Raw genomic sequence first — 25,804 nt, 5'->3', positions numbered from 1 at the left:
TTCAGAGCTTCGACTGCGCGATATGCGCCACGAGGTGGTCGATGGTCGCGTTCATCACATCCAGCAGCGGGGCCGGCCACACGCCCAGCAGCAGCGTGAAGAAGGCCAGCACGCCCATCAGGAAGAACTCGCGGCGGTTCATGTCGGAGAGACCGGCCACGTTGTCGTTGGCCACCGCGCCGAAGATCACGCGCTTGACCAGCCACAGGGTGTAGCCGGCCGCCAGGATCAGGGTGGTCGCGGCCAGGAAGGCGATCCAGAAATCCGCCTTGAACGCCGCCAGGATGACCATGAACTCGCCGACGAACCCGGAGGTGCCCGGCAGCCCGGTGTTGGCCATCGCGAACAGCACGAAGAACGCAGCGAACCACGGCATGGTGTTCACCACACCGCCGTAGTCGGCGATCTGGCGACTGTGCAGGCGGTCATAGAGCACGCCCACCGCGAGGAACATCGCCGCCGAGATAAAGCCGTGCGAGATCATCTGCACCATGCCGCCGGCGATACCCAGTGAGGCGCCTTCCCAGTCCCCGGTGTTCGAGTAGATGTAGAACGCGAGGAAGAAGCCGAGGGTCACGAAGCCCATGTGCGCGATCGACGAGTAGGCGATCAGCTTCTTCATGTCGCTCTGGATCAGCGCCACAACCCCGATGTAGACAATCGCGATCAGCGACAGCACGATCATCATGGTATCCAGCACCGCGCTGGCATCCGGGGTGATCGGCAGCGAGAAGCGCAGGAAGCCGTAGCCCCCGATCTTCAGCATGATCGCGGCCAGGATCACCGAGCCACCGGTGGGCGCCTCCACGTGCGCGTCCGGCAGCCAGGTGTGGACCGGGAACATCGGGATCTTCACCGCGAACGCCATGAAGAACGCGAGGAAGATCAGGATCTGCGCGGTCAGGCCGATCTGCAAGGCATGGAAGTCCTGAATCAGGAAGCTGCCGGACTGGATATACATCCAGATCAGCGCGACCAGCATGAACACCGAACCCAGAAAGGTATAGAGGAAGAACTTGATCGTCGCGTAGACGCGCCGGGGTCCGCCCCAGATGCCGATCACCAGGAACATCGGGATCAGCATCGCCTCGAAGAACACGTAGAACAGCACCGCGTCCATCGCCGCGAACATGCCGATCATCAGGCCTTCCATCACCAGCATCGCCGCCATGTAGTAGGCAATGCGATCCTTCACCGATTCCCAGGCGGCGACCACCACAACCACCGTAATCAGCGTGGTCAGCAGGATCAGCGGCATGGATATACCGTCCACGCCCAGGTGGTAGTTCACGTTGAACGCGGGGATCCACGAGGCCAGCTCCTGGAACTGCATCTCCGCGGTGCCGCGCTCGAAGGCAAACCACAGCGGGAGACTGGCCACGAAGGTCGCCACGGCCACCGCGAGCCCGAGGCGCCGCGCCACGTGGGGCGCATCGCGCCCGGCGGCGAGCACCAGGAAGCCGCCGAGAATCGGCAGCCAGATCAACAGACTCAAGATAGGCCAGTCAGCAAACATGGTCGTTCCTTGAAACAGCGATGGGCTTCGAGCGCATGGGTGTCGAAGCCGCTCAGATCACGAAGGCGAACATCAGGACCAGCAGGCCGATGATCATCACGAACGCGTAGTGGTAGAGGAAGCCGGACTGCATGTGGCGCACGCGGGACGAGATCCAGCCGATCGAGCGCGCGGTGCCATTGACCAGCAGCCCGTCGATGATCAGCGCATCGCCATAGCGCCACAGCGCCCGGCCCAGGCGGACCGTCCCGCCGGCGAAGAACCAGTCATTGAAGCGGTCGAAGCCGTACTTGTCCTCGAGGATGCGCACACCCAGCTTCAGCCGTTCGGCAATCACGCCGGGCAGTTCGGGCCGCTTCATGTACAGGTACCAGGCCGTACCCAGGCCGGCCATGGCCAGCCAGAACGCGGGCAGCATCAGACCGTGCAGGACGAAGCCGACCACCCCGGTGTAGGTCTCGCCCTTGGTCGCCAGCACGTCCTGCTCCGGCAGCACGAACAGGCTGTCGGCGAAGAAGTCGCCGAACAGCATCGGGCCGATGAAGTAGCCGGCCACCACGGACGGGATCGCCAGCAGCACCAGCGGAACGGTCACCACCCACGGCGATTCCTTCGGCTGCAGCGGTCCGTGGTGATGATCGTCACCATGTTCGTCGTCGTGGTCATCGCCATGGTCCGGCATGTACTTGTGCGCCTGGTCATAGCGCTCCTCGCCGTGGAACACCATGAAGAACATGCGGAAGGTGTACAGCGCGGTCACGAACACCCCGGCCAGCACCAGCCAGTAGGCAAAGGCCGCCCCCGGGATCTGCGAGTAGCCGACCGCCTCGATGATCGCGTCCTTGGAGAAGAACCCGGAGAAAAACGGGAATCCGATCAGCGCCAGCGAGCCGATCAGCGCGGTCACGTAGGTGACCGGCATGTGCCGGCGCAGCCCGCCCATCGCACGCATGTCCTGCAGGTGGTGCATCGCGATGATCACCGAGCCGGCAGCCAGGAACAGCAGCGCCTTGAAGAAGGCGTGCGTCATCAGGTGGAACAACCCGGCGGCGTAGGCCGAGGCCCCCAGCGCCACGGTCATGTAGCCCAGCTGCGACAGCGTCGAATAGGCCACCACGCGCTTGATGTCATTCTGCACGAGCCCGATCAGGCCCATGAAGAACGCGGTGATCGCCCCGATGATCAGGATGAACGACAGCGCCGGAACGGAGAACTCGTACAGCGGCGACATGCGCGCCACCATGAAGATGCCCGCGGTCACCATGGTCGCCGCGTGGATCAGCGCGGAGATCGGGGTCGGGCCCTCCATGGAGTCCGGAAGCCAGACGTGCAGTGGCACCTGGGCGGACTTGCCCATCGCACCGATGAACAGGAAGATCAGCGCCAGATCCAGCAGACCGAAGGTCCAGCCCGGCCAGATGGTGATGGTCGCATCCCGCATCGACTCGGCTTCGGCAAACACCTCGGTGTAGTTCAGGCTGCCGGCGTAGAACACCAGCGCGGCGATCCCGATCAGGAACCCGAAGTCCCCCACCCGGTTCACGATGAACGCCTTCATGTTGGCGTAGATCGCGGTCGGGCGCTTGTACCAGAAGCCGATCAGCAGGTAGGAGACCAGACCCACAGCCTCCCAGCCGAAGAACAGCTGCATGAAGTTGTTCGCCATCACCAGCATCAGCATGGAGAAGGTGAACAGCGAGATGTAGGCGAAGAAGCGCTGGTAACCCGGATCGTCCTGCATGTAGCCGATGGTGTAGATGTGCACCATCAGCGACACGAAGGTGACCACCAGCATCATCATCGCGGTCAGGTTGTCGACCAGGAACCCGACCTCGAACTGGATGCCGTCGGAGACCATCCAGGTGTAGACGGTCTCGTTGTAGACCCCGGCATCCCCGAACACGTGGGCCCAGAACACCACCACGGACAGGATGAACGAGATCGCCACCCCCAGGATGGTGACGCTGTGCGCGCCGGTACGCCCGATCTGGCGGCCGAAAAGTCCGGCGGCGATCGCGCCGAACAGCGGCGCCAGAACGATAAGCAGATAGATCGTATCCATGGCCCGTTATCCCTTCATTGCGTCCATGTCCTGGACGTTGATGGTTCCGCGGTTACGGAACAGCAACACCAGGATGGCGAGGCCGATGGCCGCCTCGGCCGCGGCGACGGTCAGGATGAAGAACACGAACACCTGGCCCGCGAGGTCCTGCAGGAAAAACGAGAAGGCAATGAAGTTGATGTTGACCGCGAGCATCATCAGCTCGATGCACATCAACAGCACGATCACGTTTTTCCGATTCAGGAAGATCCCGGCCACGCTGATGGAAAACAAAAGCGCGGCCAGCACCAGGTAGTGCTCTAGCGTAATCATGTTCTAGCCCTGAGTTCTTTCGGGGGCGGCGTCCGCCCCCGGTGTCCGGGTCCCGCCGCGCGCGGCCGGGATCCCCGATTGGGATTGCACTCGGTTTGCCTACTTGGATTCGTCCTTGCCGCCCGGCGCGTCGGCCCCGGACCCCTGCCCACCCCGGCGCGGGGCCTTCTTCTTCTCCGACGCCATGGTGACCATGCGCACGCGACCCTCGCGGGAGACGGCCATCTGCTTGCCCGGATCGATGGACTTGTTGTCCGGGCGCTTGCGCATGGTCAGCGAGATCGCGGCGATGATCGCGACCAGCAGGATCACCGCGGCAATCTCGAACGGATACACGTATTCGGTGTACAGGATCGCGCCCAGGGCCTCGGTATTGGCGTACTCGGGCCCGGCGCGTTCCGGGACGTCCATGGTGATGTAGCGGGTAATCACCAGCACCAGCACGGTGGCCATGGCCAGCGCGACCACGATGCCCACCGGCAGGTACTCGGTGAAGCCCTCGCGCAGCTTGGCCAGGTTGATGTCCAGCATCATCACCACGAACAGGAACAGCACCATCACCGCGCCGACGTACACCAGCACCAGCACGATACCGAGGAACTCGGCCTCCGCCAGCAACCACAGGGCGGCGGCCGCCACGAAACACAGCACCAGGAACAGCGCGGCATGTACCGGGTTGCGCACACTGATCATGGCCAGCGCGCCGCCCAGCAGGATCGCGCCGAACAGATAGAAAAGGACGAGCTCGAAGGTCATGAGGCGTTCCCTGCGTTACCGGTAGGGGGCATCGACCGCGCGCGCCTGCGCGATCTCTTTTTCGAAGCGATCACCAATGGCCAGGAGCTTGTCCTTGGTCATGATCTGCTCGCCCCGGTTCTCGAAGTGGTACTCGAAGATGTGCGTCTCGACGATGGAATCCACCGGGCAGGCCTCCTCGCAGAAGCCGCAGAAGATGCACTTGAACAGGTCGATGTCATAGCGCGTGGTGCGGCGCGTGCCGTCGGCGCGCTCCTCGGAATCGATGGTGATCGCCAGCGCCGGGCAGACCGCCTCGCACAGCTTGCAGGCGATGCAGCGCTCTTCCCCATTGGGGTAGCGGCGCAGGGCATGCAGGCCCCGGAAACGCGGCGACATCGGAGTCTTCTCGTCCGGGTACTGCACGGTGAACTTGCGACTCAGCAGGTACCGCCCGGTCAGGCGCAGCCCCAGCAGCAGCTCGAAGAACAGGAAACTCTTGAAGAAACGGCGCACGGCTTTCATCTCGAACTCCTCACGCGAACCACGGGCCGACGTTGAAGGCGACCAGCACGCCCTCGACGAACAACCAGACGATGGTCACCGGGATCAGGACCTTCCAGCCCAGGCGCATAATCTGGTCATAGCGATAGCGCGGGAAGGTGGCGCGGAACCACAGGAAGGCGAACAGGAAGATCGCGGTCTTGAACAGGAACCAGTGGATCCCGTGATCCAGCAACGAACCGATCACCGGCACATCGAAGGCGGCCGCCGGCAGGATCCCCTGGAACGGCGACAGCCAGCCGCCGAGGAACAGGATCGCGGTCAGCGCCGAGATCAGGATCATGTTGGCGTATTCCGCGAGGAAGAACACCGCGAACGCCATGCCCGAGTATTCCACATGGAAACCCGCGACGATCTCGGACTCGCCTTCCGCCACGTCGAACGGGGCGCGGTTGGTCTCCGCGATCCCGGAGATGAAATACACGAAGAACATCGGCAGCAGCGGCAGCAGGAACCAGTGGTACATGCTCCCCGACTGCGCCTCGATAATCCCGCCCACGTTCAGGGTGCCGGCGGCCATCAGCACCCCGACCAGGGCAAAGCCCATCGCGATCTCGTAGGACACCAGCTGCGCGGCCGAACGCAGCGAACCCAGCAGCGCGTATTTCGAGTTCGAGGCCCAGCCGGCGATGATGATGCCGTACACACCCAGCGAGGTCAGCGCCAGCAGGTACAGGAGTCCGGCATTCACATCCGCCAGCGCGCCGCCCTCGAAGAACGGCACCACCGCCCAGGCGGCCAGGGCCGGGGCGATCGTCAGCACCGGCGCGCTCAGGAACAGAAAGCGGTTGGCGTTGGTCGGGAGGATGACCTCCTTGGTCAGCAGCTTCAGCGCATCCGCGATCGGCTGCAGCCAGCCCCGCGGGCCGACCCGGTTCGGGCCCACCCGCACGTGGGCGTAGCCAATCACCTTGCGCTCGGCAAAGGTGGTGTAGGCCACGGCCAGCATCAGCGGGATCACGATCAGCTGAATGCCGATCAGGATCTGCATCACGGTCGGCAGGCTGTAGAAGAGGTTCATCATCCAGTCGAACATGTCTTAAGTCCCTCAGGCCCGCGCCAGCGCGACCGTGGTGTTCGGCAGGCCGAGGGCCCCCATCGCCGCGGAGCCCGCGAAGGTCACGGCCAGGCCCGGCGGTACCGAATCGTCCAGCAGCAGGGTCAGTTCCGTCTCGGCCTTGCCCTGACGCAGCCGCACGCGACTGCCGTGGGCATGCCCGCCGGCGGAGTCGGGGTGCACCAGCACGCTCTCCGCCAGTTGCCCCTCGGGGCTGGTCTGCAACGGCTCGGCGCGGCGCAGCAGCGGATCGCCGCTGTAGAGAGCGGCCGCCTGCACGCGCAGAAGGCCCTCGCCGCTGCCGGCCTCGGGCAGGTCCACATGCACCTTGTTCAGGTTGACGCCCGTGTCGAAGCTGGCATCGGCCAGCTGCCCCTTCAGCTCGTCCCGCACCGCAGGCGAGTCGAGATAATCGAAGCCGGCCTGCTCCAGCAGGTTGCCCAGCACACGCCACACCTTCCACCCGGGGCGCGCGTCATCCGGCGTGCGCGCGGCGGCGCGGAAGCTCTGCCAGCGACCCTCGGCGTTCACGAAGGTTCCGGAGTGCTCGAAGCTGGTGGCGATCGGCAGCAGAATATCGGCGACCGCCTCGAGGTCCTCGTTCGCGAAACTGGTGAGCGCGACGACCAGCCCGGCCTGTTGCAGGGCCGCGCGGAAGGCGACCGGGTCGGCGCCGTCACGCCCCGGCTCGAGCCCGGCGATCACGAAGGCGTCGCGGCCCTGTTCCAGCATCGCGGCGGCATCGGCGCCGGCAGTCTCCAGCTCGCGGCCGGCCGGACCGCGATGCGGCAGTACACCCGCGAGCCACGCGCCCCCGGCATTGGCGCCCTGCGGGAGGTAGCCCAGGCTCGCCCCGGTATGCTTGGCGATCCAGCCGGCCAGGGCCCGCAACGTGGAGAAGGCCGGCCCCTGCATCGCGGCAGCCCCGAGCAGGACGTGACCCTGCTTCGCGTCCAGCAGGGCCCGCGCGGCGCGTTCGAAGGCCTCGCGCGTGGCGGGGTCGTCGGTCTCGGCCGCCTTGACGACCTTTTCCAGCTTCTTCGGCAGCGCCTTGCCGGCCGCGGCGATCTGTCCGGCGACCCCGGCCAGCGCCAGCACCTGGTCGTGCGCGTCACCGACCAGCTGGGCCTGCACCGGATAGGTCAGATCCAGCAGCATGTCGTTGATCAGGCTGACCCGGGCACCACGCGAGGCGGCCTTGCGCAGGCGGTGCGCAATCAGCGGCTGCTCGCGACGCGGGTTGCTACCGACCAGCAGGACGCCATCGGCGTTTTCCAGATCGCCGATCGCGGCACCCAGATAGGGGAACAGCGGCGCTGCGGCCTCGTCGCGGAAATCGCGCTGGTTCACGCGGTGATCGATATCGGTCACACCCATGCCGCGCAGCACCTTCTGCGCGAGATAGTGCTCCTCCAGCGAGAGCGATGGCGACAACAGGGCGCCGATGCGCTCCGGAGCGACCTCTTTGAGGCCCTCGACCGCATAGCTCAGCGCAGTCTCCCAGGAGACCTCCTGCCACTGGTTATCGACCTTGATGCGCGGACGGGTCAGGCGATCCTCGGCGTACAGGCCCGTGTAGCTGAAACGGTCGCGGTCGGAGATCCAGGTCTCGTTGACGGCCTCGTTCTCGCGCGGGACCACGCGCATCGCGCGGCCGTCATCGGTATGCAGGAACAAGTTGGAGCCCACGGCATCGTGCGGGGCAATGGTGGCGGCCTGGGCATATTCCCAGGCACGCGCGCCATAGCGCGACGGCTTGGCGGTCAGCGCGCCCACCGGGCACAGGTCGATCACGTTGCCCGACAGCTCGTGGGCAACGGTCTTCTCGACATAGGTGCCGATGCGCATGTGCTCGCCGCGCCCGGTCGCCCCCAGCTCGCGCACCCCGGCAATCTCCTCGCCGAAGCGCACACAGCGGGTGCAGTGGATGCAGCGGGTCATCTCGGTCTCGATCAGCGGACCGATGTCCTTGTCCTTCACCACGCGCTTGGCCTCGGTGTAGGTGGACACGCTCTCGCCGTAGCCCATGGCCACGTCCTGTAGCTCGCACTCGCCGCCCTGATCGCAGATCGGGCAATCCAGCGGGTGGTTGATCAGCAGGAACTCCATGGTCCCCTTCTGCGCGCGCAGCGCCAGCGGGGACTGGGTGTACACCTTCATCCCGTCCATCACGGGCGTCGCACAGGCCGGCAGCGGCTTCGGCGCCTTCTCCACCTCCACCAGGCACATGCGGCAGTTGGCCGCCACCGACAACTTCTTGTGATAGCAGAAGCGCGGGATGCGGATATCGGCATCATCGGCGACGTCGATGAGCATGGCGCCCTTGGGCGCCTCCACCGTACGGCCGTCAATCTCGATGCTGACCAGATCCTGTTTCTGATCCTGACTCATGCTCGATTCCTGATGCGATGGCGCGGTAGAGCGTCAGGCGGCGTCTGCCACCGGGCTCCGGCCGTGCTGGATGTAGTATTCGAATTCGTGGCGGAAGTGCTTGACGAAGCTGCGCACTGGCATGGCCGCGGCGTCACCCAGGGCGCAGATGGTGTGCCCCTCGATCTTGCTCGCCACGTCGTCCAGGCGTTCCAGGTCCTCGGGACGGCCCTGGCCTTCCACGATGCGGGTCAGCATGCGGTAGAGCCAGCCGGTCCCCTCGCGGCAGGGCGTGCACTGGCCGCAGGACTCGGAGAAGTAGAAACGCGAGATGCGCTGCAGGGCCTTGACCATGTCGGCGGTCTCGTCCATCACGATCACCGCGCCGGAACCCAGCATGGAGCCGGCATGGGCGATGGAGTCGAAGTCCATGTTGGCCTGCAGCATCACGTCGCCCGGGACCACCGGCACCGAGGAGCCGCCCGGGATCACCGCCTTCAGCTTGCGGCCGTTCAGCACCCCGCCGGCCATCTCGAGGAGATCCTTGAACGGCGTGCCCAGCGGGATCTCGTAGTTGCCCGGCTTGTTCACATGCCCGGAGACGGAGAACAGCTTCTCGCCACCCGACTTGGGCACGCCGAGATCCGCGAACCACTGGCCACCATTCCGAATGATGGACGGGATGGACGCCAGCGACTCGGTGTTGTTGATCGTGGTCGGCTTGCCGTACAGACCGAAGTTGGCCGGGAACGGCGGCTTGAAGCGCGGCTGGCCCTTCTTGCCCTCCAGCGACTCCAGCAACGCCGTCTCCTCGCCGCAGATGTAGGCCCCGGCACCCAGCGACGGGTAGAGATCGAAATCGACCCCGGAACCGAAGATGTCCTTGCCGAGATAACCGGCGTCGTAGGCCTCTTTCAGCGCCGCGGTGAAGCGCGTGTTCACCTCGTCCATGAACTCGCCGCGCATGTAGTTGTAGCCCACGGTCGCGCCAATCGCGTAGCCGGCGATCGCCATGCCCTCGATCAGGGCATGCGGGTTGTACATCAGGATCTCGCGGTCCTTGCAGGTGCCCGGCTCGGATTCGTCCGAATTGCAGACGATGTACTTCTGGCCCGGGGTGTTGCGCGGCATGAAGGACCATTTGAGCCCGGTCGGGAAGCCCGCGCCGCCGCGGCCGCGCAGGTTGGAGGTCTTGACCTCCTCGATCACATCCTCGGGGGCCATCTTGCCCTTGTAGACCTTCTCCAGCGCCTGGTAGCCGCCGACGCTCTTGTAGGTCTCGAGCGAGGCCGGATCGTCCAGGTAGCGGGTCGCAAAGCAGATCTGGTTGGCCATGCTACTTCTCCAGACCGTCGAGGATCTCGTCGACCTTCTCGGGCGTGAGATTCTCGTAGTAGACGTGATCCACCTGCATCATCGGGGCGCCACAGCAGGCCGCCAGGCACTCCTCTTCCATCTTCAGGTAGAACTTGCCGTCCGGCGTGCTCTCGCCGAGCTTGATGCCGAGACGGTTCTCCAGGTGCTCGATGATCTGCTCCGAGCCGCGCAGCATGCAGGAGATGTTGTTGCACACCATGATCGTGTGCTTGCCGACCGGCTCCAGCTCGTACATCGAATAGAACGAGCCCACCTCGTAGACCGCGATCGCCGGCAGGCCGAGGTACTCGGCGACGGCGTCCATTTTGGCGGTGGAGAGATAGCCATCCTCGTGCTGCACCGCGCGCAGGGCGCCCAGCACCGCAGAGCGCTTCTGGTCTTCGGGATAGCGCGCCAGCCAGGCGTCGATCTCTTCGCGCTCGTGGTCGCTGAGCTCCACCTTCTTGCCGGCGGGCTTGTGGAAGGCGACGGTTTTCTGTTCGGCAGCCATCAGCGGTCGATCTCCCCGAATACGATGTCCTGGGTCCCGATAATGGCGACCACATCGGCCAGCATGTGGCCGCGCGCCATCTCGTCCAGCGCGGACAGGTGCACAAAGCCCGGCGGGCGAACCTTCAGGCGATAGGGCTTGTTGGAACCATCGGAGACCAGATACACCCCGAACTCGCCCTTCGGATGCTCCACCGCGGCGTAGGCCTCGCCTTCCGGCAGGCACATGCCCTCGGTGAACAGCTTGAAGTGGTGAATCAGGGCCTCCATGTCGGCCTTCATCTCCTCGCGCTTCGGCGGGGTGATCTTGTGATCCTCCAGCAGCACCGGGCCCGGGTTCTGGCGCAGCCAGTCCACGCACTGACGGATGATGCGGTTGGACTGGCGCATCTCCTCGATGCGCACCAGATAGCGGTCGTAGCAGTCGCCGTTAACGCCCACCGGGATATCGAAATCGAGGCGGTCATAGACCTCGTAGGGCTGCTTCTTGCGCAGGTCCCACTCGATGCCGGAGCCGCGCAGCATCGGACCGGTAAAGCCCAGCTGCTTGGCACGGTCGGGATCGACCACGCCGATGCCCACGGTGCGCTGCTTCCAGATCCGGTTGTCAGTCAGCAGGGTCTCGTATTCGTCCACGCAGCCCGGGAAGCGCTCGGTAAAGGCCTCGATGAAGTCCAGCAGCGAGCCCTGGCGAATCCGGTTCAGGTCGTCCACGACCTCCTGGGACTTCCAGGACGACGGCTGATACTTCGGCATCGTGCCCGGCAGGTCGCGCGCGACGCCGCCCGGACGGTAATAGGTCGCGTGCATGCGCGCACCCGAGACCGCCTCGTAGCAGTCCATCAGGTCCTCGCGCTCGCGGAAGGCATACAGGAACACCGCCATCGCGCCGATATCCAGCGCATGCGCACCCAGCCACATCAGGTGATTCAGGATGCGGGTGATCTCGTCGAACATTACCCGGATGTACTGCGCCCGCAGCGGGGCCTCGATGCCCAGCAGCTTCTCCATCGCCAGCACGTAGCCGTGCTCGTTGGCCATCATCGACACGTAGTCGAGACGGTCCATATAGCCGATGGACTGGTTGTAGGGCTTGCTCTCGGCGAGCTTCTCGGTGCCGCGATGGAGCAGACCGATATGCGGGTCGGCGCGCTGCACGACCTCGCCGTCCATCTCCAGCACCAGACGCAGCACGCCGTGGGCGGACGGATGCTGCGGCCCGAAGTTCAGGGTGAAGTTGCGAATCTCAGGCATTCTCGGCTCCTTCGCCCGGCTTCTCGCCCTCGCTATAGCGATGGTCGCCGCGGATCACCTTGGGCACCAGCACGCGGGGCTCGATGGTCACTGGCTGGTACACCACGCGCGCCTGTTCGGCGTCGTAACGCATCTCGACGTGGCCGATCAGCGGGAAGTCCTTGCGGAACGGGTGGCCGACAAAGCCGTAGTCGGTGAGGATGCGGCGCAGGTCCGGGTGCCCGGAGAACAGGATGCCGAACAGATCGAAGGCCTCGCGCTCGAACCAGTTGGCCGAGGCCCAGACCTCCACCAGCGACTCGATCTCGGGAAATTCCTCATCGTCCAGCCAGGCCCGCATGCGGACGCGGCGGTTGTGCGCCACCGACAGGAGGTGGGCCACCACGGTGAAGCGCGGCCCGTCCCAGTTGGAATCTTCCGGCGCGTCATCGAAGGTGAAGCGCCCCGAGGTCGCAGCCTCGACTCCCCGGGAGAAGCCCGTATTGGTGGCGGAATCGGTACCCCACTCGTCCTGGCCGTATTCGAGGTAATCCACCCCGCACAGGTCGATCAGGATCTCGAAACCCAGCGCATCACGAAGCTTCTCGCCCGCCTCGCGCCAGGACCCGGGCGTGATATCGACGGTGATCTCGTCGTTCGCCTCGTGCAGGCTTTCCAGGGCATCGCCCAGTTCCGCCCGCAGGGCGTCGATCCAGTTGTCTTGTTCAGCCATCGGAAACCCCGGGTGCGTCAGCGCGCGATGGTGTTCGTGCGCCGGATCTTGTTCTGCAGCTGGATGATGCCGTAGAGCAGCGCCTCGGCCGTCGGCGGGCAACCCGGCACGTAGACATCCACCGGCACGATGCGGTCGCAGCCGCGCACGACGGCGTAGGAGTAGTGGTAGTACCCGCCCCCGTTGGCACAGGAGCCCATGGAGATCACCCAGCGTGGCTCGGGCATCTGGTCGTAGACCTTGCGCAGGGCCGGGGCCATCTTGTTGACCAGGGTGCCGGCGACGATCATCACGTCCGACTGGCGCGGACTGGGCCGGAAGATAATCCCGAAGCGGTCGAGGTCATAGCGCGCCGCACCGGCGTGCATCATCTCCACCGCGCAGCACGCCAGGCCGAAGGTCATCGGCCACAGGGAGCCGGTACGGGCCCAGTTGATGAGCTTGTCCGCCGAGGTCGTGACGAAGCCCTTTTCAAGAACGCCTTCTATTCCCATTCCAGCGCCCCCTTCTTCCACTCGTAAATGAAACCGACCACCAGAATGACGAGAAACAGCGCCATCGCAAGAAGCCCGAACAGGCCAATGGTGTCTAGCGACACTGCCCACGGGAACAGGAAGGCGATCTCCAGATCGAAGATGATGAACAGGATCGCCACCAGGTAGAAGCGCACATCAAACTTGAGCCGCGAGTCCTCGAAGGCCTCGAAGCCGCACTCGTAGGGCGAGTTCTTGGCGGCGTCCGGCTTGCGCGGACCCACCGCCATACCGACGATCAGCGGTACGATCCCGATCACGATGCCCACTGCGATGAACAGCAGGATGGGTAGATAACCTTCCAGCATTTCTCTCTCCCGTACGCCGCCTCTGGCGGGCAGGTTCGCGAGGCGTCGCGTGGATCGGGCGCGCCGGCGAGCCGTTCAGCGTTGCTGGTTGAAAGCGCGGGTACGGACCGCCCTCGTGGAGACGAGACAGGACCGCACACCGGGCACGGAGTCTAGGTGATGCCCAAAAACGGTGTCAAGTATTCGTAATTTTATAAGACGCTGATTTTATTGTTATTTGGCCCGGGCACTCAGGAACAGAGAGCAACCCGGGCCATCCAGAATTTGGTGCAGATGGTGGGACTCGAACCCACACGGCTTGCGCCACTACCCCCTCAAGATAGCGTGTCTACCAATTCCACCACATCTGCCGTTTGGTACAGGTACCCGGGATCAGTCGGGCACGTCGGCCGGCCGGCCGGATTGCGGGGTATCGCCCGCGGGCTCCTGCCCCGGGACCACCTCGCGCGGAAGATCCGGCGGACCGTCACCTTCCTCTTCCATGGCCTCCATCTGGTCCAGCAGGCTCTCGGCCTCCGGGCTGGAGGCGGCCAGATAGGCCAGTGTCAGGCTATTCAGGAAGAACACCACCGCCAGAAACGCGGTCGAACGGCTCAGAAAGTTGGCCGAACCGGCCGCCCCGAACACCGTTGCCGAAGCCCCGCTGCCGAAGGCGGCGCCGGCATCGGCCCCTTTGCCGTGCTGCATCAGGATCAGCGCGATCAGGCCGATCGAGACCGCGACCTGGACAACCAGGAGCAGGCCGTAAATCATGCTGCGACTCGCTCGCCCGCGGCACGGACGATGGCGGTGAACCCGTCGGCATCCAGCGAGGCGCCGCCGATGAGACCGCCGTCGATATCCTCCAGCGCCAGCAGCCCGGATGCATTGTCGGCCTTCATGCTGCCGCCGTAGAGAATGCGCAGCTCCGCGGCGATGCGCGGGTCGCGGCCGGCGACGCGATTACGGATGAAGGCATGCACCTCCTGGGCCTGTTCCGGCGTGGCGGTCAGCCCGGTGCCGATCGCCCAGACCGGCTCGTAGGCCACCACGGCACTGGCGAAGGCCTCGACCCCGGCCGCGTCCAGCACCGCATCCAGCTGCTCGGCCACGACGCTCTCGGTACGGCCACCCTCGCGGTCGTCCTTCTGCTCGCCGACACACAGGATCGGAATCAGGCCGGCCGCCTGGGCCGCAACGAATTTCGCGGCCACCCAGGCACTGTCCTCGTTCTGCCGCTCACGGCGCTCGGAGTGCCCGACGATCACGTAACGGCAGCCGACCTCGGCCAGCATGGCGCCGGCCAGTTCGCCGGTGTAGGCGCCCTTCTCCTGGTCCGAGCAATCCTGGGCACCCACCGCAATGGGGCCGCCCGAGAGGTCGTCGGCGATTTCGGCGAGGTAGACCGCGGGCGGACACACCGCCACGTCCACGCCCCGGATATCGCCCAGGCTGCCCTTCAGGGCGCTCAGGAGCGCGCGGTTCGCGTCCCGCGAACCGTTCATCTTCCAGTTTCCGGCGACCAGCGGCGTGCGCATGCGGATCTTCCTCCTGCGGTCGGACGCACCCCATGGATAGACGGGGTCCGATCATGATGATTAGAGCGGCGGGATGTTACCGGCGCACCGGGAGCAAATCAACCAAGCCGGCACGCGCCACGCCGGCGGCGCCCGGCGCGGGGTCACGCAGGGAGAGCCGCCCGCGGGCGCCGAGGGCGTCAGATCGCCGCGCGGATACTGTCGGCGATGCGCTCAGCGGCCGAGCGGGTCTCGTTCGCGTCCTCGCCCTCGACCATCACCCGCACCAGCGGTTCGGTACCCGAGGGACGCAGCAGCACTCGGCCGCGCTGGCCCAGCTGACCCTCGACCGCGGCAACCTCCGCGCGTACCGGCTCGGCCTCCAGGCAGCCCGAAGCGGCACCGCTGACGGGCACATTGATCAGGCACTGCGGGAGCTTGGGGATCGCCGCGGCCAGCGCCGACAGCGGCTGGCCGGTGCGATGCATCAGGTGGGCGACCTGCAGCGCCGCGACCGTGCCATCACCGGTCGTGGTGTGCTCGAGGCAGACGATGTGGCCCGACCCCTCGCCACCCAGGGTCCAGTCGCGACGCCGGAGCTCCTCCAGCACGTAGCGATCCCCGACCTTCGCGCGCACGAACGGGATGCCGGCGCCATTCAGGGCCTGCTCCAGGCCGAGGTTGGTCATCAGCGTCCCGACCACCCCACCATCGAAGCCCCCGCTCTGCTGCCGCGCCAGCGCCAGGATGCCGAGGATCTGATCGCCGTCCACGACCGTGCCATCGGCATCGGCCAGAATCACGCGGTCACCATCGCCGTCCAGGGCAATCCCGAGGTCCGCCCCGCTGGCGCGCACCTGCGCCGCCACCTTCTCGGGGTACAGGGCGCCCACGCCCTCGTTGATGTTGTAGCCGTCAGGACTCGCGCCAAGGATCTCGACACGGGCGCCCAGCTCCTCGAATACATGCGGGGAGACGTTGTAGGTGGCCCCATGGGCGCAGTCGATCACCACCTTCATGCCGCGCAACTCGGAGCGCGCCGGGATGGCGCTCTTGCAGAACTCCACATAGCGCCCGGCCGCATCGCTGATGCGCACGGCCTTGCCCAGTCGCGCCGCGTCGATCGGCTGCGCCGGCTGATCCAGGCGCGCCTCGATCGCGGCCTCGGTCGCATCCGGCAGCTTGTCGCCCTCGGGCGTGAAGAACTTGAACCCGTTGTCGTGGAACGGGTTGTGCGAGGCACTGATCACGATGCCCGCGGTCGCACGGAAGGTATGGGTCAGGTAGGCGATCGCGGGCGTGGGCATCGGCCCCAGCAGCGCGACATCCAGCCCGGCGGCCGACAGCCCGGCCTCCAGCGCCGACTCGAACATGTAGCCGGACACCCGCGTGTCCTTGCCCACCAGCACCGGGCCCTGGCGCTGGCCGTTCTCGCCCAGCACCTCGCCCACGGCATAGCCCAACCGCAGCGCAAACTCCGGCGTCATGGGCCACTCGCCGGTGCGCCCGCGAATCCCGTCCGTCCCGAAATACTTGCCCATCAGTTCCCTCGATTGTCCTGCTCTTCGCCGCCATCCGGCCGCAACTCCGAGTATAGCGCCAGCGCGTCGCGGGTCGCCGAGACGTTGTGCACACGCAGGACACGCGCCCCGGCCTGCGCCGCCAGCATCGCCGCCACGGCACTCCCCGGGTCCCGCTCGGCGACCGGGCGATCCCCCAGCAACTGGCCGATCATCGATTTGCGCGAAACGCCGACCAGCAACGGCAGGCCGGCCCCGGCCAGATGCGGCAGGCCACGAAACAGGGCGACGTTGTGCGCCAGGGTCTTGCCAAAGCCGAACCCCGGGTCCAGCAGGATCTGGCCTCGCGGCACGCCGGCGGCCCGCAATTCGCGCACCCGCTGGTCCAGAAAGGCCGCGATCTCGGTCACCACGTCGTCATAATGCGGCGCACGCTGCATCGACTGCGGCTCGCCCTGCATATGCATCGCGCAAAGCGCCACGCCATCCTCGCGCGCCGCCTCGACCGCCGCCTCCAGGGCCCCCTCGGCTCGGAAGCCGTTGACGTCGTTGAGCAACCCGGCGCCGGCCGCGACCGCCTCGCGCATCAACGCCGGCTTCATCGTATCCACGGACAGCGGCACACCGATTTCCGCGTGCAGCGCCTCGATCACCGGCAGCACCCGGCAGCGCTCCTCCTCCAGTGGTACCGGCTCCGCGCCGGGACGCGTGGACTCACCCCCCACATCGAGGAGATCCGCCCCCTCCGCGACCATGGCGCGGGCGCGCGCCAGGGCCTCTTCGACCCGGGCATATTGCCCGCCATCGGAGAACGAGTCCGGGGTCACATTGAGGATACCCATAATGCGTGGCCGCCCCAGGTCCAGGCGGCGCGCTCCGCATTGCAGCACCGGTGCATCGGTCGGCACGATCATTCTCCTTTGCTACCAACGAAAAAGGCCGCCAGGAAAGGGCCTGGCGGCCTGGGTTCGACGCGTCGGCGGGGGCCCCGCTCAGGACTGCGGCGCGGGCCCGCCTACAACACCCTTGTTGTCGTCGTCATCGCGACCTTCGGAGCCGTCACCCGAGCCATTGGCGTCGGGCTCCTCGCCGGCCTGCGCGGTACCGCCGGGGCCACCGCCGCTGTCCCAGTCGGCGGGTTCGCGGGGTTCGCGCCCGGCCATGATGTCCTCGATCTGCTTGTCGTCGATGGTCTCGTACTTCATCAACGCCCCGGCCATGGCATGCAGCTTGTCGATATTATCCACCAGAATCTGCTTCGCATGCTGGTAGTTGGTATCAATGATCTGGCGCACCTCGGCGTCGATCTGCCGCGCGGTGTCATCCGACATCGGCTTGGACTTGCCCATCTGACCACCGAGGAAGGGGTGACCCTCTTCCTCGCCGTAATCCAGCGGCCCCAGTTTTTCCGAGAGCCCCCACTTGGTCACCATATTGCGGGCGATCTGCGTGGCGCGCTCGATATCGTTCGAGGCCCCGGTGGTCACCTTCTCGTCGCCGAAGATGATTTCCTCCGCCAGACGTCCACCGAACAGGCTCGCCAGCTGACTCTGCAAGCGCGTCTTGGAATGGCTGTAGCGGTCTTCCTCGGGCAGGAACATGGTCACACCCAGGGCACGGCCACGCGGGATGATGCTGACCTTGTACACCGGGTCGTGCTCCGGCACCGTCAGGCCCACGATCGCATGCCCGGCCTCGTGATAGGCGGTCAGCTTCTTCTCGTCCTCGGACATCACCATGGACTTGCGCTCGGCACCCATCATGATCTTGTCCTTGGCGCGCTCGAAGTCGGACATATCCACCAGGCGCTTGTTGGCCCGGGCCGCGAACAACGCCGCCTCGTTGACCAGGTTGGCCAGATCCGCCCCGGAGAAGCCCGGCGTACCGCGGGCAATCAGGTCCGGGCGCACATCCTCCGCGATCGGGGTCTTCTTCATGTGGACCTTGAGGATCTGCTCGCGGCCGCGCACGTCCGGCGGCGGCACCACCACCTGGCGGTCGAAGCGGCCCGGGCGCAGCAGCGCCGGGTCCAGCACGTCCGGGCGGTTGGTCGCGGCGATCACGATGACCCCCTCGGTGCCCTCGAAGCCGTCCATCTCGACCAGCAGCTGGTTCAGCGTCTGCTCGCGCTCGTCGTGACCACCGCCCATGCCGGCGCCGCGCTGGCGACCGACCGCATCGATCTCGTCGATGAAGATAATGCAGGGAGCGTGCTTCTTGGCCTCGGAGAACATGTCGCGCACGCGCGAGGCACCCACGCCGACGAACATCTCGACGAAGTCGGAACCGGAGATGCTGAAGAACGGCACCTTGGCCTCGCCGGCGATGGCCTTGGCCAGCAGCGTCTTGCCGGTACCCGGAGAGCCCACCATCAGCACCCCGCGCGGGATCTGGCCGCCGAGTTTCTGGAACTTGGACGGGTCGCGCAGGAAGTCCACCAGTTCGGTGACCTCTTCCTTGGCCTCGTCGCAGCCGGCCACGTCACCGAAGCCGACCTTGACCTGGTCCTCCGACATCAGCTTGGCCTTGGACTTGCCGAAGGACATCGCGCCCTTGCCGCCGGCGCCACCGCCCTGCATCTGGCGCATGAAGTAGATCCACACGGCGATCAGCAGCAGGATCGGGAACCAGCTGATCAGGATGCTCATCAGCAGGGAACGCTCGGCCTCCTCGTGGGCATTGACCTCCACATTGTTCTGCAGCAGGTCGCCGATCAGGCCCGGGTCGTTCGGATTCACCGTGGTGAATCGCTGGCCTTCCAGCGTGGTGCCCTCGATCTTCTCGCCCTTGATGGTCACGTTATCCACGCGACCGCCCTGCACATCGCGGATGAACTCGGAGTAGGTAATGCTCCGCACATCCTGCGTCTGCTGCTGTGGGCCGAAGTTGTTGAAGACAGACATCAGGACGACGGCAATCACCGCCCAGATGATCAGGTTCTTGGCCAGACCGTTCAAAACGACACCTCGAAAAACATCAATCGTCAGTTGCAGGCAGCTTTACACATCCCGGGGCTCGCGTGCCAATACATACACTTCCCGTGACCGAGGCCGCGAGGCCTTCGGTTTGCGCACCTTGACCGAGCGAAACCGGCGGCGCACCTCGGCCAGGTAGGCATCGGAACCTTCGCCCTGAAACAGCTTGACCAGAAAAGCCCCCCGGGGGTTCAGAATCTGGGTGGCCAACTCCAGCGCCAGTTCACACAGATGGATGGAACGCGGCTGATCCACGGCATCCGTACCGGTCAGGTTGGGGGCCATATCGGAAAGCACAAGGTCGGCCGGCTCGTCCCCGAGCGCGCTCAGGATCGCATCCAGCACGGCGTCCTCGCGGAAGTCGCCGGTCACGATCTCCGCGCCCGGCACGGGATCCATGGGCAGGATATCGGTCGCGACCAGGACCCCTTTGCGCCCGATTTTCTGCGCGGCGTACTGGGTCCAGCCGCCCGGCGCCGCACCCAGGTCCACCACGCGCATCCCGGGCTTCAGCAGCCGGTCGCGCTCGTCGAGCTCCTGCAGCTTGTAGACCGCGCGCCCGCGGTAGCCCTCCTGCTGGGCCCGCTGGACGTAGGGGTCATCGAAATGTTCCTTCAGCCAGCGCTGGCTGGAGCGGCTACGCTTGGGCATGCCCGATCCTTGCGCCGGCACTCGGCGTGCTACAATTTTGGCTTTCCAACACCGAAAAACGGCCTCCCGTGAATCTGACCGACGCGCAACGCCGCCACCTGCGCAGCCTCGCCCATCCCCGCAAACCCGTCGTGACCATTGGCCGCAACGGGCTGACCGACGCGGTGCTGGCGGAACTGGAACTGGCGCTCACCCACCACGAACTGGTCAAGATCAAGGTGAATATCGGGGATCGCGAGGCCCGCAACGGGGCCGTCGAGGAACTGTGCGAGCGCACCGGCGCCGAGCGGATTCAGCGCATCGGTCATGTCGCCACCCTGTTCCGGCGCAACCCGGAGGACCCGAAGGTCTCGCTGGACCCGGCCTGACAGCCGGATACGGCGGCGTCAGTTGACGTAGCGGACCTCCAGGATCTCGTACTCCGTCTCCCCGCCCGGGGCCTGCACGGTGACCACATCGCCCTCTTCCTTGCCGATCAGCGCCCGCGCGATCGGGGAAGACACCGAGATCATGTTGTTCTTGATGTCGGCCTCGTCCTCGCCCACGATCTTGTAGGTCACCTGGCGCCCGTCCTCGGTCGCCTCCAGCACCACCGTGGTCCCGAACACGACCTTGCCGGTCTGCGGCAGGGCCGTGACGTCGATGATCTGGGCATTGGAGAGCTTCGCCTCCAGCTCGCGGATGCGGCCCTCGATGAAGCTCTGCTGCTCGCGCGCGGCGTGATACTCGGCGTTCTCCTTGAGGTCACCATGCTCGCGCGCCTCGGAGATCGCGTTGACCACGCGCGGGCGGTCCTCGCCCTTCAGCTTCTTCAGCTCTTCCTTCATCTTTTCCGCGCCAGTCACGGTCAAGGGCGTCTTGTTCATGCGCTTTTCCCTCCGAGATTTTCCTGGTGGAGGTCCTGCAGCCGGAAGACGTCGTTCGCCCCCAGATGATCCAGGGCCTGCACGGTGGCCTTGGCCCCAGCAATGGTGGTGGTATAGCCCACCTTGTGCATCAGCGCCTCGCGGCGGATGGTGTAGGAGTCGGAGGTCGACTGCTTGCCCTCCACGGTGTTGATGATGAAGCTGATCTCGTCGTTCTTGATCATGTCCACGATATGCGGACGACCCTCGGTGACCTTGTTCACGCGGGTCACCGCGATCCCGGCCTCCTCCAGCACGTTCGCCGTGCCCCGGGTGGCCAGAACCTCGAAACCCAGCTCGACCAGGCGGCGCGCGACCTCACCCACCAGCGGCTTGTCGATCTCGCGCACGGACACGAAGGCCTTGCCGGTGGACGGCAGCAGCACGCCCGCCCCCAGCTGGCTCTTGGCGAAGGCCTCGGCGAAGCTGCGACCGACCCCCATCACCTCGCCGGTGGACTTCATCTCCGGCCCCAGGATCGGGTCCACGCCCTGGAACTTGGCGAACGGGAACACCGATTCCTTTACCGAGTAGTAATCGGGGTAGACCGCATCGCCCACGCCCTGCTCGGGCAGGGTCTGCCCGGCCATGCAGCGGGCGGCAATCTTGGCCAGCGGCCGGCCGACGCTCTTGGAGACATACGGCACGGTGCGCGAGGCACGCGGATTGACCTCCAGCACGTAGATATCGTCGCCCTTGATCGCGAACTGAGTGTTCATCAGGCCGACGACCTTGAGCCCCAGCGCCATCTTGCGCACCTGCTCGACCATCTCGTCCTGCAGCGCCATCGACAGGGAGAACGGCGGCAGCGAACAGGCCGAGTCGCCGGAGTGCACGCCCGCCTGCTCGATGTGTTCCATGATCCCGCCGATGATCACGTTCTCGCCGTCCGAGATCGCGTCGACGTCGACCTCGATCGCATCATCCAGGAAGCGGTCCAGCAGCACTGGGGCATCGTTGGAGACGGACACGGCGTTCTGCATGTAGCTGCGCAGGTCCTCGCGGTCGCGGACGATCTCCATCGCGCGGCCACCGAGCACGTAGGACGGACGCACCACCAGTGGGTAGCCGATCTCGTCGGCCAGCTTCTCCGCCTCTTCCTCGCTGCGCGCGGTGCGGTTCGGCGGCTGCTTGAGTCCCAGCTTGTTCAGCAGGGCCTGGAAGCGTTCGCGGTCCTCGGCCAGGTCGATGGAGTCCGGGCTGGTGCCGATGATCGGCACGCCCGCGGCCTCGAGATCGCGCGCCAGCTTCAGCGGGGTCTGCCCGCCGTACTGCACGATCACGCCGGCCGGGTTCTCGGTCGCCACGACCTCCAGCACGTCTTCCAGCGTCAGCGGCTCGAAGTACAGGCGATCCGAGGTGTCGTAGTCGGTGGAGACGGTCTCCGGGTTGCAGTTGACCATGATGGTCTCGTAGCCGTCCTCGCGCATCGCCAGCGCCGCATGCACGCAGCAGTAGTCGAACTCGATGCCCTGACCGATGCGGTTCGGCCCGCCGCCCAGGACCATGATCTTCTGCCTGTCAGTCGGCTCGGCCTCGTTCTCCTCTTCGTATGAGGAGTACATGTAGGCGGTGGTGGTCGCGAACTCGGCCGCGCAGGTATCCACCCGCTTGTAGACCGGGCGCACGCCGAGGCCGTGGCGGTGCTTGCGCACGGCCTTCTCGGTCTCGTTGAGGATCGTCGCCAGGCGCAGGTCGGAGAAGCCGCGCTGCTTCAGGCGGTACATCTCCTCGGCCTTGATGTCGCCCAGGATGCGGTCGCGCAGGCCCTTCTCGACGTCCACCAGTTCCTGGATCTGAGCCAGGAACCAGGGGTCAATCGCGGTCAGGTCGAAGATGTCCTGGATCGAGAAGCCGGCGCGGAAGGCGTCGGCCACGTACAGCACCTGCTCCGGGCTGGGGTTGGCGAGCTTGGTGCGCAGCTGGTCCACCACGTCGTCGGCTTGCAGGTCGATACGCTCGTCGAGGCCGTCCATGCCGGTCTCCATCGAGCGCAGCGCCTTCTGGAACGACTCCTGGAAGGTGCGGCCGATGGCCATCGCCTCGCCCACCGCCTTCATCTGCGTGGTCAGGCGCGCCTCGGCCTGCGGGAATTTCTCGAAGGTGAAGCGCGGGATCTTGGTGACCACGTAGTCGATGGACGGCTCGAACGAGGCCGGGGTCAGCCCGCCGGTGATCTCGTTTTTCAGCTCGTCCAGGGTGTAGCCCACCGCCAGCTTGGCCGCGACCTTGGCGATCGGGAAGCCAGTCGCCTTGGAGGCCAGCGCCGAGGAGCGCGACACCCGCGGGTTCATCTCGATCACGATCATGCGCCCGTTCTCCGGGTTGATCGCGAACTGCACGTTGGAGCCACCGGTCTCCACGCCGATCTTGCGCAGCACCGCCAGCGAGGCGTCGCGCATGATCTGGTATTCCTTGTCGGTCAGGGTCTGCGCCGGCGCCACGGTGATCGAGTCCCCGGTGTGAATACCCATCGGGTCGAGGTTCTCGATCGAGCAGATGATGATGCAGTTGTCCGCCTTGTCGCGGACCACCTCCATCTCGAACTCCTTCCAGCCAAGCGCCGATTCCTCCAGCAACACCTGGTTTACCGGCGAGAGGTCGAGCCCGTTCTTGACGATGTACTCGAACTCCTCGCGGTTGTAGGCGATACCGCCCCCCGAGCCGCCGAGGGTGAACGACGGGCGGATGATTACCGGGAAGCCGATCTTCGGCTGGATCTCCTGCGCCTCCTCCCAGGAGTGCGCGAGCATCGCGGTCGGGGTGTCCAGACCGATATCGGCCATCGCCGCCTTGAAGTGATCGCGGTCCTCGGCCATATCGATCGCCGCCTCGTTGGCGCCGATCATCTCCACCCCGAACTTCTCGAGCACGCCTTCCTTCGACAGGTCCAGCGCGCAGTTCAGCGCGGTCTGACCGCCCATGGTGGGCAGGACCGCATCCGGGCGCTCCTTCTCGATGATCTTGGCGACCGTCTCCCACTCCACCGGCTCGATGTAGGTGGCATCCGCCATCTCCGGGTCGGTCATGATGGTCGCCGGGTTGGAGTTCACCAGGATCACCCGGTAACCCTCCTCGCGCAGGGCCTTGCAGGCCTGGGCGCCGGAGTAGTCGAACTCGCAGGCCTGACCGATCACGATCGGGCCGGCCCCGAGGATCAGGATGCTCTGGATGTCGGTACGCTTGGGCATGTGACGGCTCTCGCAGGCTGTCGAAATCGGAAATCGGGAGGAGGAGCTTTAGCGGCGCGCTGCGCGCATCATCTCGACGAAGTCGTCGAACGCCGGGGACACGTCGTGCGGGCCCGGGCTGGCCTCGGGGTGTCCCTGCAGGCTGAAGGCCGGGCAGTCGGTGCGGGCGATCCCCTGCAGCGTGCCGTCGAACAGCGACCGGTAAGTCGGCGTCAGCGTATCGGGCAGGTTGTCCTCGTCGATCGCAAAACCGTGGTTCTGCGACGAGATCATCACCCGCCCGCTTTCCTCGTGGCGGATCGGGTGGTTCGCCCCGTGGTGGCCGAACTTCATCTTCACGCTCTTGCCGCCGCTGGCGATGCCCAGCAGCTGATGCCCGAGGCAGATGCCGAACAGCGGCAGCTTGCGCTCGCAGATGTCGCGGATCGCCTCGATCGCGTACGTGCAGGGTTCGGGGTCGCCCGGGCCGTTGGACAGGAACACCCCGTCGGGCTTCAGCTCCATCACCTCGTCCACCGGGGTCTCGGCCGGCACCACGGTCACGCGGCAGCCCCGGTCCGCCAGCTTGCGCAGGATGTTCTGCTTCATGCCGAAGTCGTAGGCCACCACATGAAATTCAGCCTGCTCCGGGTCCACCCGGGCCGGCTCTTCGCCGAGCTGCCAGGTGCCCTCCAGCCATTCGTAGCGGCTGCGCGTGGTGACCTCGCGCGCCAGGTCCATGCCCTTGATGCCGGGAAACTCGCGCGCGGCGGCCAGGGCCGCTTGCTCGTCCACCTCACCGGCCTGGATGCAGCCGTTCAGCGCGCCCTTCTCGCGCAGAATACGGGTCAGCTTGCGGGTGTCGATCCCGCTGATCGCCACAATGCCATGACGCAGCAGGTAATCCGGCAAGGATTCGCGCGAGCGCCAGTTGGACACCAGCGGCGGCAGGTCGCGGATGACCAGCCCGGCGGCATAGGCGCGGGTGGACTCGTCATCCTCCGGGTTGGTACCGGTGTTGCCGATATGCGGATAGGTCAGCGTGACCATCTGCCGGTGGTAGGAGGGATCCGTCAGGATCTCCTGATAACCGGTCATCGCGGTGTTGAACACCACCTCGCCAACCGTCTGGCCCTGGGCGCCAATCGCCTGACCATGAAACACAGTGCCATCTTCCAGGACGAGCAGAGCGGGCGCGGACACAGGGGACCTCCGGATGGTCTGGGTCGGGGCCGCCAGGCGGTTCGCCGGCGGCGGTACTGCGATCGATTCGGGTCTTTGACCCGGCCTCGCCCGCACCGTTTCAACAGGGACAGGGCCCTGTTCTGGACAACGGTTCGGTGCTCGCGGGACGGGTACGGATACGCCTTCAAGTGTACGCGAGCGCCGCGCGCGGCGTCCAACGAGATGCCCGCTTGCGACGTCATCCGCCTCTCCGCTCCAGCCCGGCGATCCCTCATTCTATGCCGTTGATGGCTGGCCCCCGTTCGTCGCCTGGTGTTTCACCTGCCTTCGGTCCGCCGCCTGCCTGGTTGTGGCTGGTCCTGGTTCATCGTTCGGTTTTTACGGTGCCTCCGGTCCACATACTGCCTGGCGCTGACTCGCCAGCGCGCCGCGAGGTACTTCTTTGCTCGTGCAAAGAAGTACCCAAGAAACACGCCCGACTGCCGCGACCCCGGCCCGCTACGCGGGCCGGGGTTCCCCTCGCTCCGAGGGTTTTCGCGGGCGGCGCTGAACTCGCTGCGCCTTCGGCTCCGCTCAGACATCCAGCGCCTCTGATCCCGCGAAAACCCTCTCC

23 protein-coding genes and 1 tRNA gene are annotated in these 25,804 nt (G+C 65.8%); 1 reads left to right on the top strand and 23 read right to left on the bottom strand.

The features are described 5' to 3' along the window. Position 1: 1 nt before the first annotated feature. From F627_RS0112945 to rlmE, 20 genes are all read right to left on the bottom strand, one after another. Positions 2–1,516 (bottom strand): NADH-quinone oxidoreductase subunit M, encoded by a 1,515-nt coding sequence (locus F627_RS0112945; protein WP_019584282.1) that lies wholly within the window; start codon positions 1,514–1,516, stop codon positions 2–4. Between the two features lie 52 nt (positions 1,517–1,568). After that, the gene (gene nuoL, locus F627_RS0112940; RefSeq protein ID WP_019584281.1) at positions 1,569–3,578 is read right to left on the bottom strand and encodes an NADH-quinone oxidoreductase subunit L; all 2,010 of its coding nucleotides are present in this window, start codon (positions 3,576–3,578) and stop codon (positions 1,569–1,571) included. A 6-nt stretch (positions 3,579–3,584) separates the two neighbouring features. Further along, on the bottom strand, positions 3,585–3,890 hold the full coding sequence (gene nuoK, locus F627_RS0112935) for an NADH-quinone oxidoreductase subunit NuoK (protein WP_018141813.1): 306 nt from the start codon (positions 3,888–3,890) through the stop codon (positions 3,585–3,587). 99 nt (positions 3,891–3,989) lie between these two features. Then, a complete protein-coding gene (locus tag F627_RS0112930) occupies positions 3,990–4,646 on the bottom strand; it encodes an NADH-quinone oxidoreductase subunit J (RefSeq protein ID WP_018867796.1) in 657 nt (218 codons plus the stop codon). A 15-nt stretch (positions 4,647–4,661) separates the two neighbouring features. After that, on the bottom strand, positions 4,662–5,150 hold the full coding sequence (nuoI, locus tag F627_RS0112925) for an NADH-quinone oxidoreductase subunit NuoI (RefSeq protein WP_018141815.1): 489 nt from the start codon (positions 5,148–5,150) through the stop codon (positions 4,662–4,664). Positions 5,151–5,160: 10 nt separating this feature from the next. Continuing rightward, a complete protein-coding gene (nuoH, locus tag F627_RS0112920; protein ID WP_019584280.1) occupies positions 5,161–6,225 on the bottom strand; it encodes an NADH-quinone oxidoreductase subunit NuoH in 1,065 nt (354 codons plus the stop codon). A gap of 12 nt (positions 6,226–6,237) precedes the next feature. Continuing rightward, positions 6,238–8,637 carry an NADH-quinone oxidoreductase subunit NuoG gene (nuoG, locus tag F627_RS0112915; protein ID WP_019584279.1) on the bottom strand — a complete coding sequence of 800 codons (2,400 nt, stop codon included), beginning with the start codon at positions 8,635–8,637 and terminating at the stop codon, positions 6,238–6,240. Between the two features lie 33 nt (positions 8,638–8,670). Then, positions 8,671–9,951: an NADH-quinone oxidoreductase subunit NuoF gene (gene nuoF / locus F627_RS0112910; RefSeq protein ID WP_018877162.1), complete on the bottom strand. Its 1,281-nt coding sequence runs from the start codon at positions 9,949–9,951 to the stop codon at positions 8,671–8,673. 1 nt (position 9,952) lies between these two features. Beyond that, positions 9,953–10,483, bottom strand: coding sequence for an NAD(P)H-dependent oxidoreductase subunit E (gene nuoE, locus F627_RS0112905; protein ID WP_012982125.1), 531 nt, complete (start codon positions 10,481–10,483; stop codon positions 9,953–9,955). After that, positions 10,483–11,736 (bottom strand): NADH-quinone oxidoreductase subunit D, encoded by a 1,254-nt coding sequence (locus F627_RS0112900; protein ID WP_019584278.1) that lies wholly within the window; start codon positions 11,734–11,736, stop codon positions 10,483–10,485. Before F627_RS0112900 ends, nuoE begins: the two co-directional genes overlap by 1 nt. After that, positions 11,729–12,448 (bottom strand): NADH-quinone oxidoreductase subunit C, encoded by a 720-nt coding sequence (locus tag F627_RS0112895; RefSeq protein WP_019584277.1) that lies wholly within the window; start codon positions 12,446–12,448, stop codon positions 11,729–11,731. Before F627_RS0112895 ends, F627_RS0112900 begins: the two co-directional genes overlap by 8 nt. A 17-nt stretch (positions 12,449–12,465) precedes the next feature. Beyond that, entirely contained in the window at positions 12,466–12,942 is a 477-nt protein-coding gene (locus F627_RS0112890; protein ID WP_012982122.1) for an NADH-quinone oxidoreductase subunit B family protein, read from the bottom strand. Continuing rightward, entirely contained in the window at positions 12,933–13,289 is a 357-nt protein-coding gene (locus F627_RS0112885) for an NADH-quinone oxidoreductase subunit A (protein ID WP_017941353.1), read from the bottom strand. The genes F627_RS0112890 and F627_RS0112885 overlap by 10 nt, the downstream gene beginning before the upstream one ends. A 265-nt stretch (positions 13,290–13,554) precedes the next feature. Then, positions 13,555–13,639: transfer RNA gene (locus tag F627_RS0112880), tRNA-Leu, on the bottom strand. Between the two features lie 22 nt (positions 13,640–13,661). Next, positions 13,662–14,042, bottom strand: coding sequence for a preprotein translocase subunit SecG (gene secG, locus F627_RS0112875; protein ID WP_018867790.1), 381 nt, complete (start codon positions 14,040–14,042; stop codon positions 13,662–13,664). Continuing rightward, positions 14,039–14,806 carry a triose-phosphate isomerase gene (gene tpiA / locus F627_RS0112870; protein ID WP_018875888.1) on the bottom strand — a complete coding sequence of 256 codons (768 nt, stop codon included), beginning with the start codon at positions 14,804–14,806 and terminating at the stop codon, positions 14,039–14,041. Before tpiA ends, secG begins: the two co-directional genes overlap by 4 nt. 179 nt (positions 14,807–14,985) lie before the next feature. Continuing rightward, positions 14,986–16,326 carry a phosphoglucosamine mutase gene (gene glmM / locus F627_RS0112865; protein WP_018877160.1) on the bottom strand — a complete coding sequence of 447 codons (1,341 nt, stop codon included), beginning with the start codon at positions 16,324–16,326 and terminating at the stop codon, positions 14,986–14,988. After that, a complete protein-coding gene (gene folP, locus F627_RS0112860; protein WP_019584276.1) occupies positions 16,326–17,219 on the bottom strand; it encodes a dihydropteroate synthase in 894 nt (297 codons plus the stop codon). The genes glmM and folP overlap by 1 nt, the downstream gene beginning before the upstream one ends. Positions 17,220–17,297: 78 nt before the next feature. Further along, entirely contained in the window at positions 17,298–19,262 is a 1,965-nt protein-coding gene (gene ftsH / locus F627_RS0112855) for an ATP-dependent zinc metalloprotease FtsH (RefSeq protein ID WP_019584275.1), read from the bottom strand. A 42-nt stretch (positions 19,263–19,304) separates the two neighbouring features. After that, on the bottom strand, positions 19,305–19,931 hold the full coding sequence (rlmE, locus tag F627_RS0112850) for a 23S rRNA (uridine(2552)-2'-O)-methyltransferase RlmE (protein WP_018867785.1): 627 nt from the start codon (positions 19,929–19,931) through the stop codon (positions 19,305–19,307). A gap of 68 nt (positions 19,932–19,999) precedes the next feature. On the opposite strand from rlmE, the gene yhbY reads away from it, so the two are divergent. Beyond that, positions 20,000–20,299 (top strand): ribosome assembly RNA-binding protein YhbY, encoded by a 300-nt coding sequence (yhbY, locus tag F627_RS0112845; protein WP_018867784.1) that lies wholly within the window; start codon positions 20,000–20,002, stop codon positions 20,297–20,299. Between the two features lie 18 nt (positions 20,300–20,317). On the opposite strand, the gene greA is transcribed toward yhbY, so the two are convergent. The 3 genes from greA to carA are packed head-to-tail and all read right to left on the bottom strand — an operon-like array spanning position 20,318 to position 25,209. Continuing rightward, the gene (gene greA, locus F627_RS0112840) at positions 20,318–20,797 is read right to left on the bottom strand and encodes a transcription elongation factor GreA (protein ID WP_018867783.1); all 480 of its coding nucleotides are present in this window, start codon (positions 20,795–20,797) and stop codon (positions 20,318–20,320) included. Continuing rightward, positions 20,794–24,027 (bottom strand): carbamoyl-phosphate synthase large subunit, encoded by a 3,234-nt coding sequence (gene carB / locus F627_RS0112835; protein ID WP_019584274.1) that lies wholly within the window; start codon positions 24,025–24,027, stop codon positions 20,794–20,796. The genes greA and carB overlap by 4 nt, the downstream gene beginning before the upstream one ends. A 48-nt stretch (positions 24,028–24,075) precedes the next feature. Continuing rightward, entirely contained in the window at positions 24,076–25,209 is a 1,134-nt protein-coding gene (carA, locus tag F627_RS0112830; protein WP_019584273.1) for a glutamine-hydrolyzing carbamoyl-phosphate synthase small subunit, read from the bottom strand. Between the last annotated feature and the right edge of the window lie 595 nt (positions 25,210–25,804).

It is taken from the genome of Thioalkalivibrio sp. ALE16 (assembly GCF_000381305.1).
Lineage (GTDB): Bacteria > Pseudomonadota > Gammaproteobacteria > Ectothiorhodospirales > Ectothiorhodospiraceae > Thioalkalivibrio.
The sequence above is the reverse complement of the archived record's forward strand: the minus strand, read 5'-3'. Positions and strand labels throughout refer to the sequence as shown.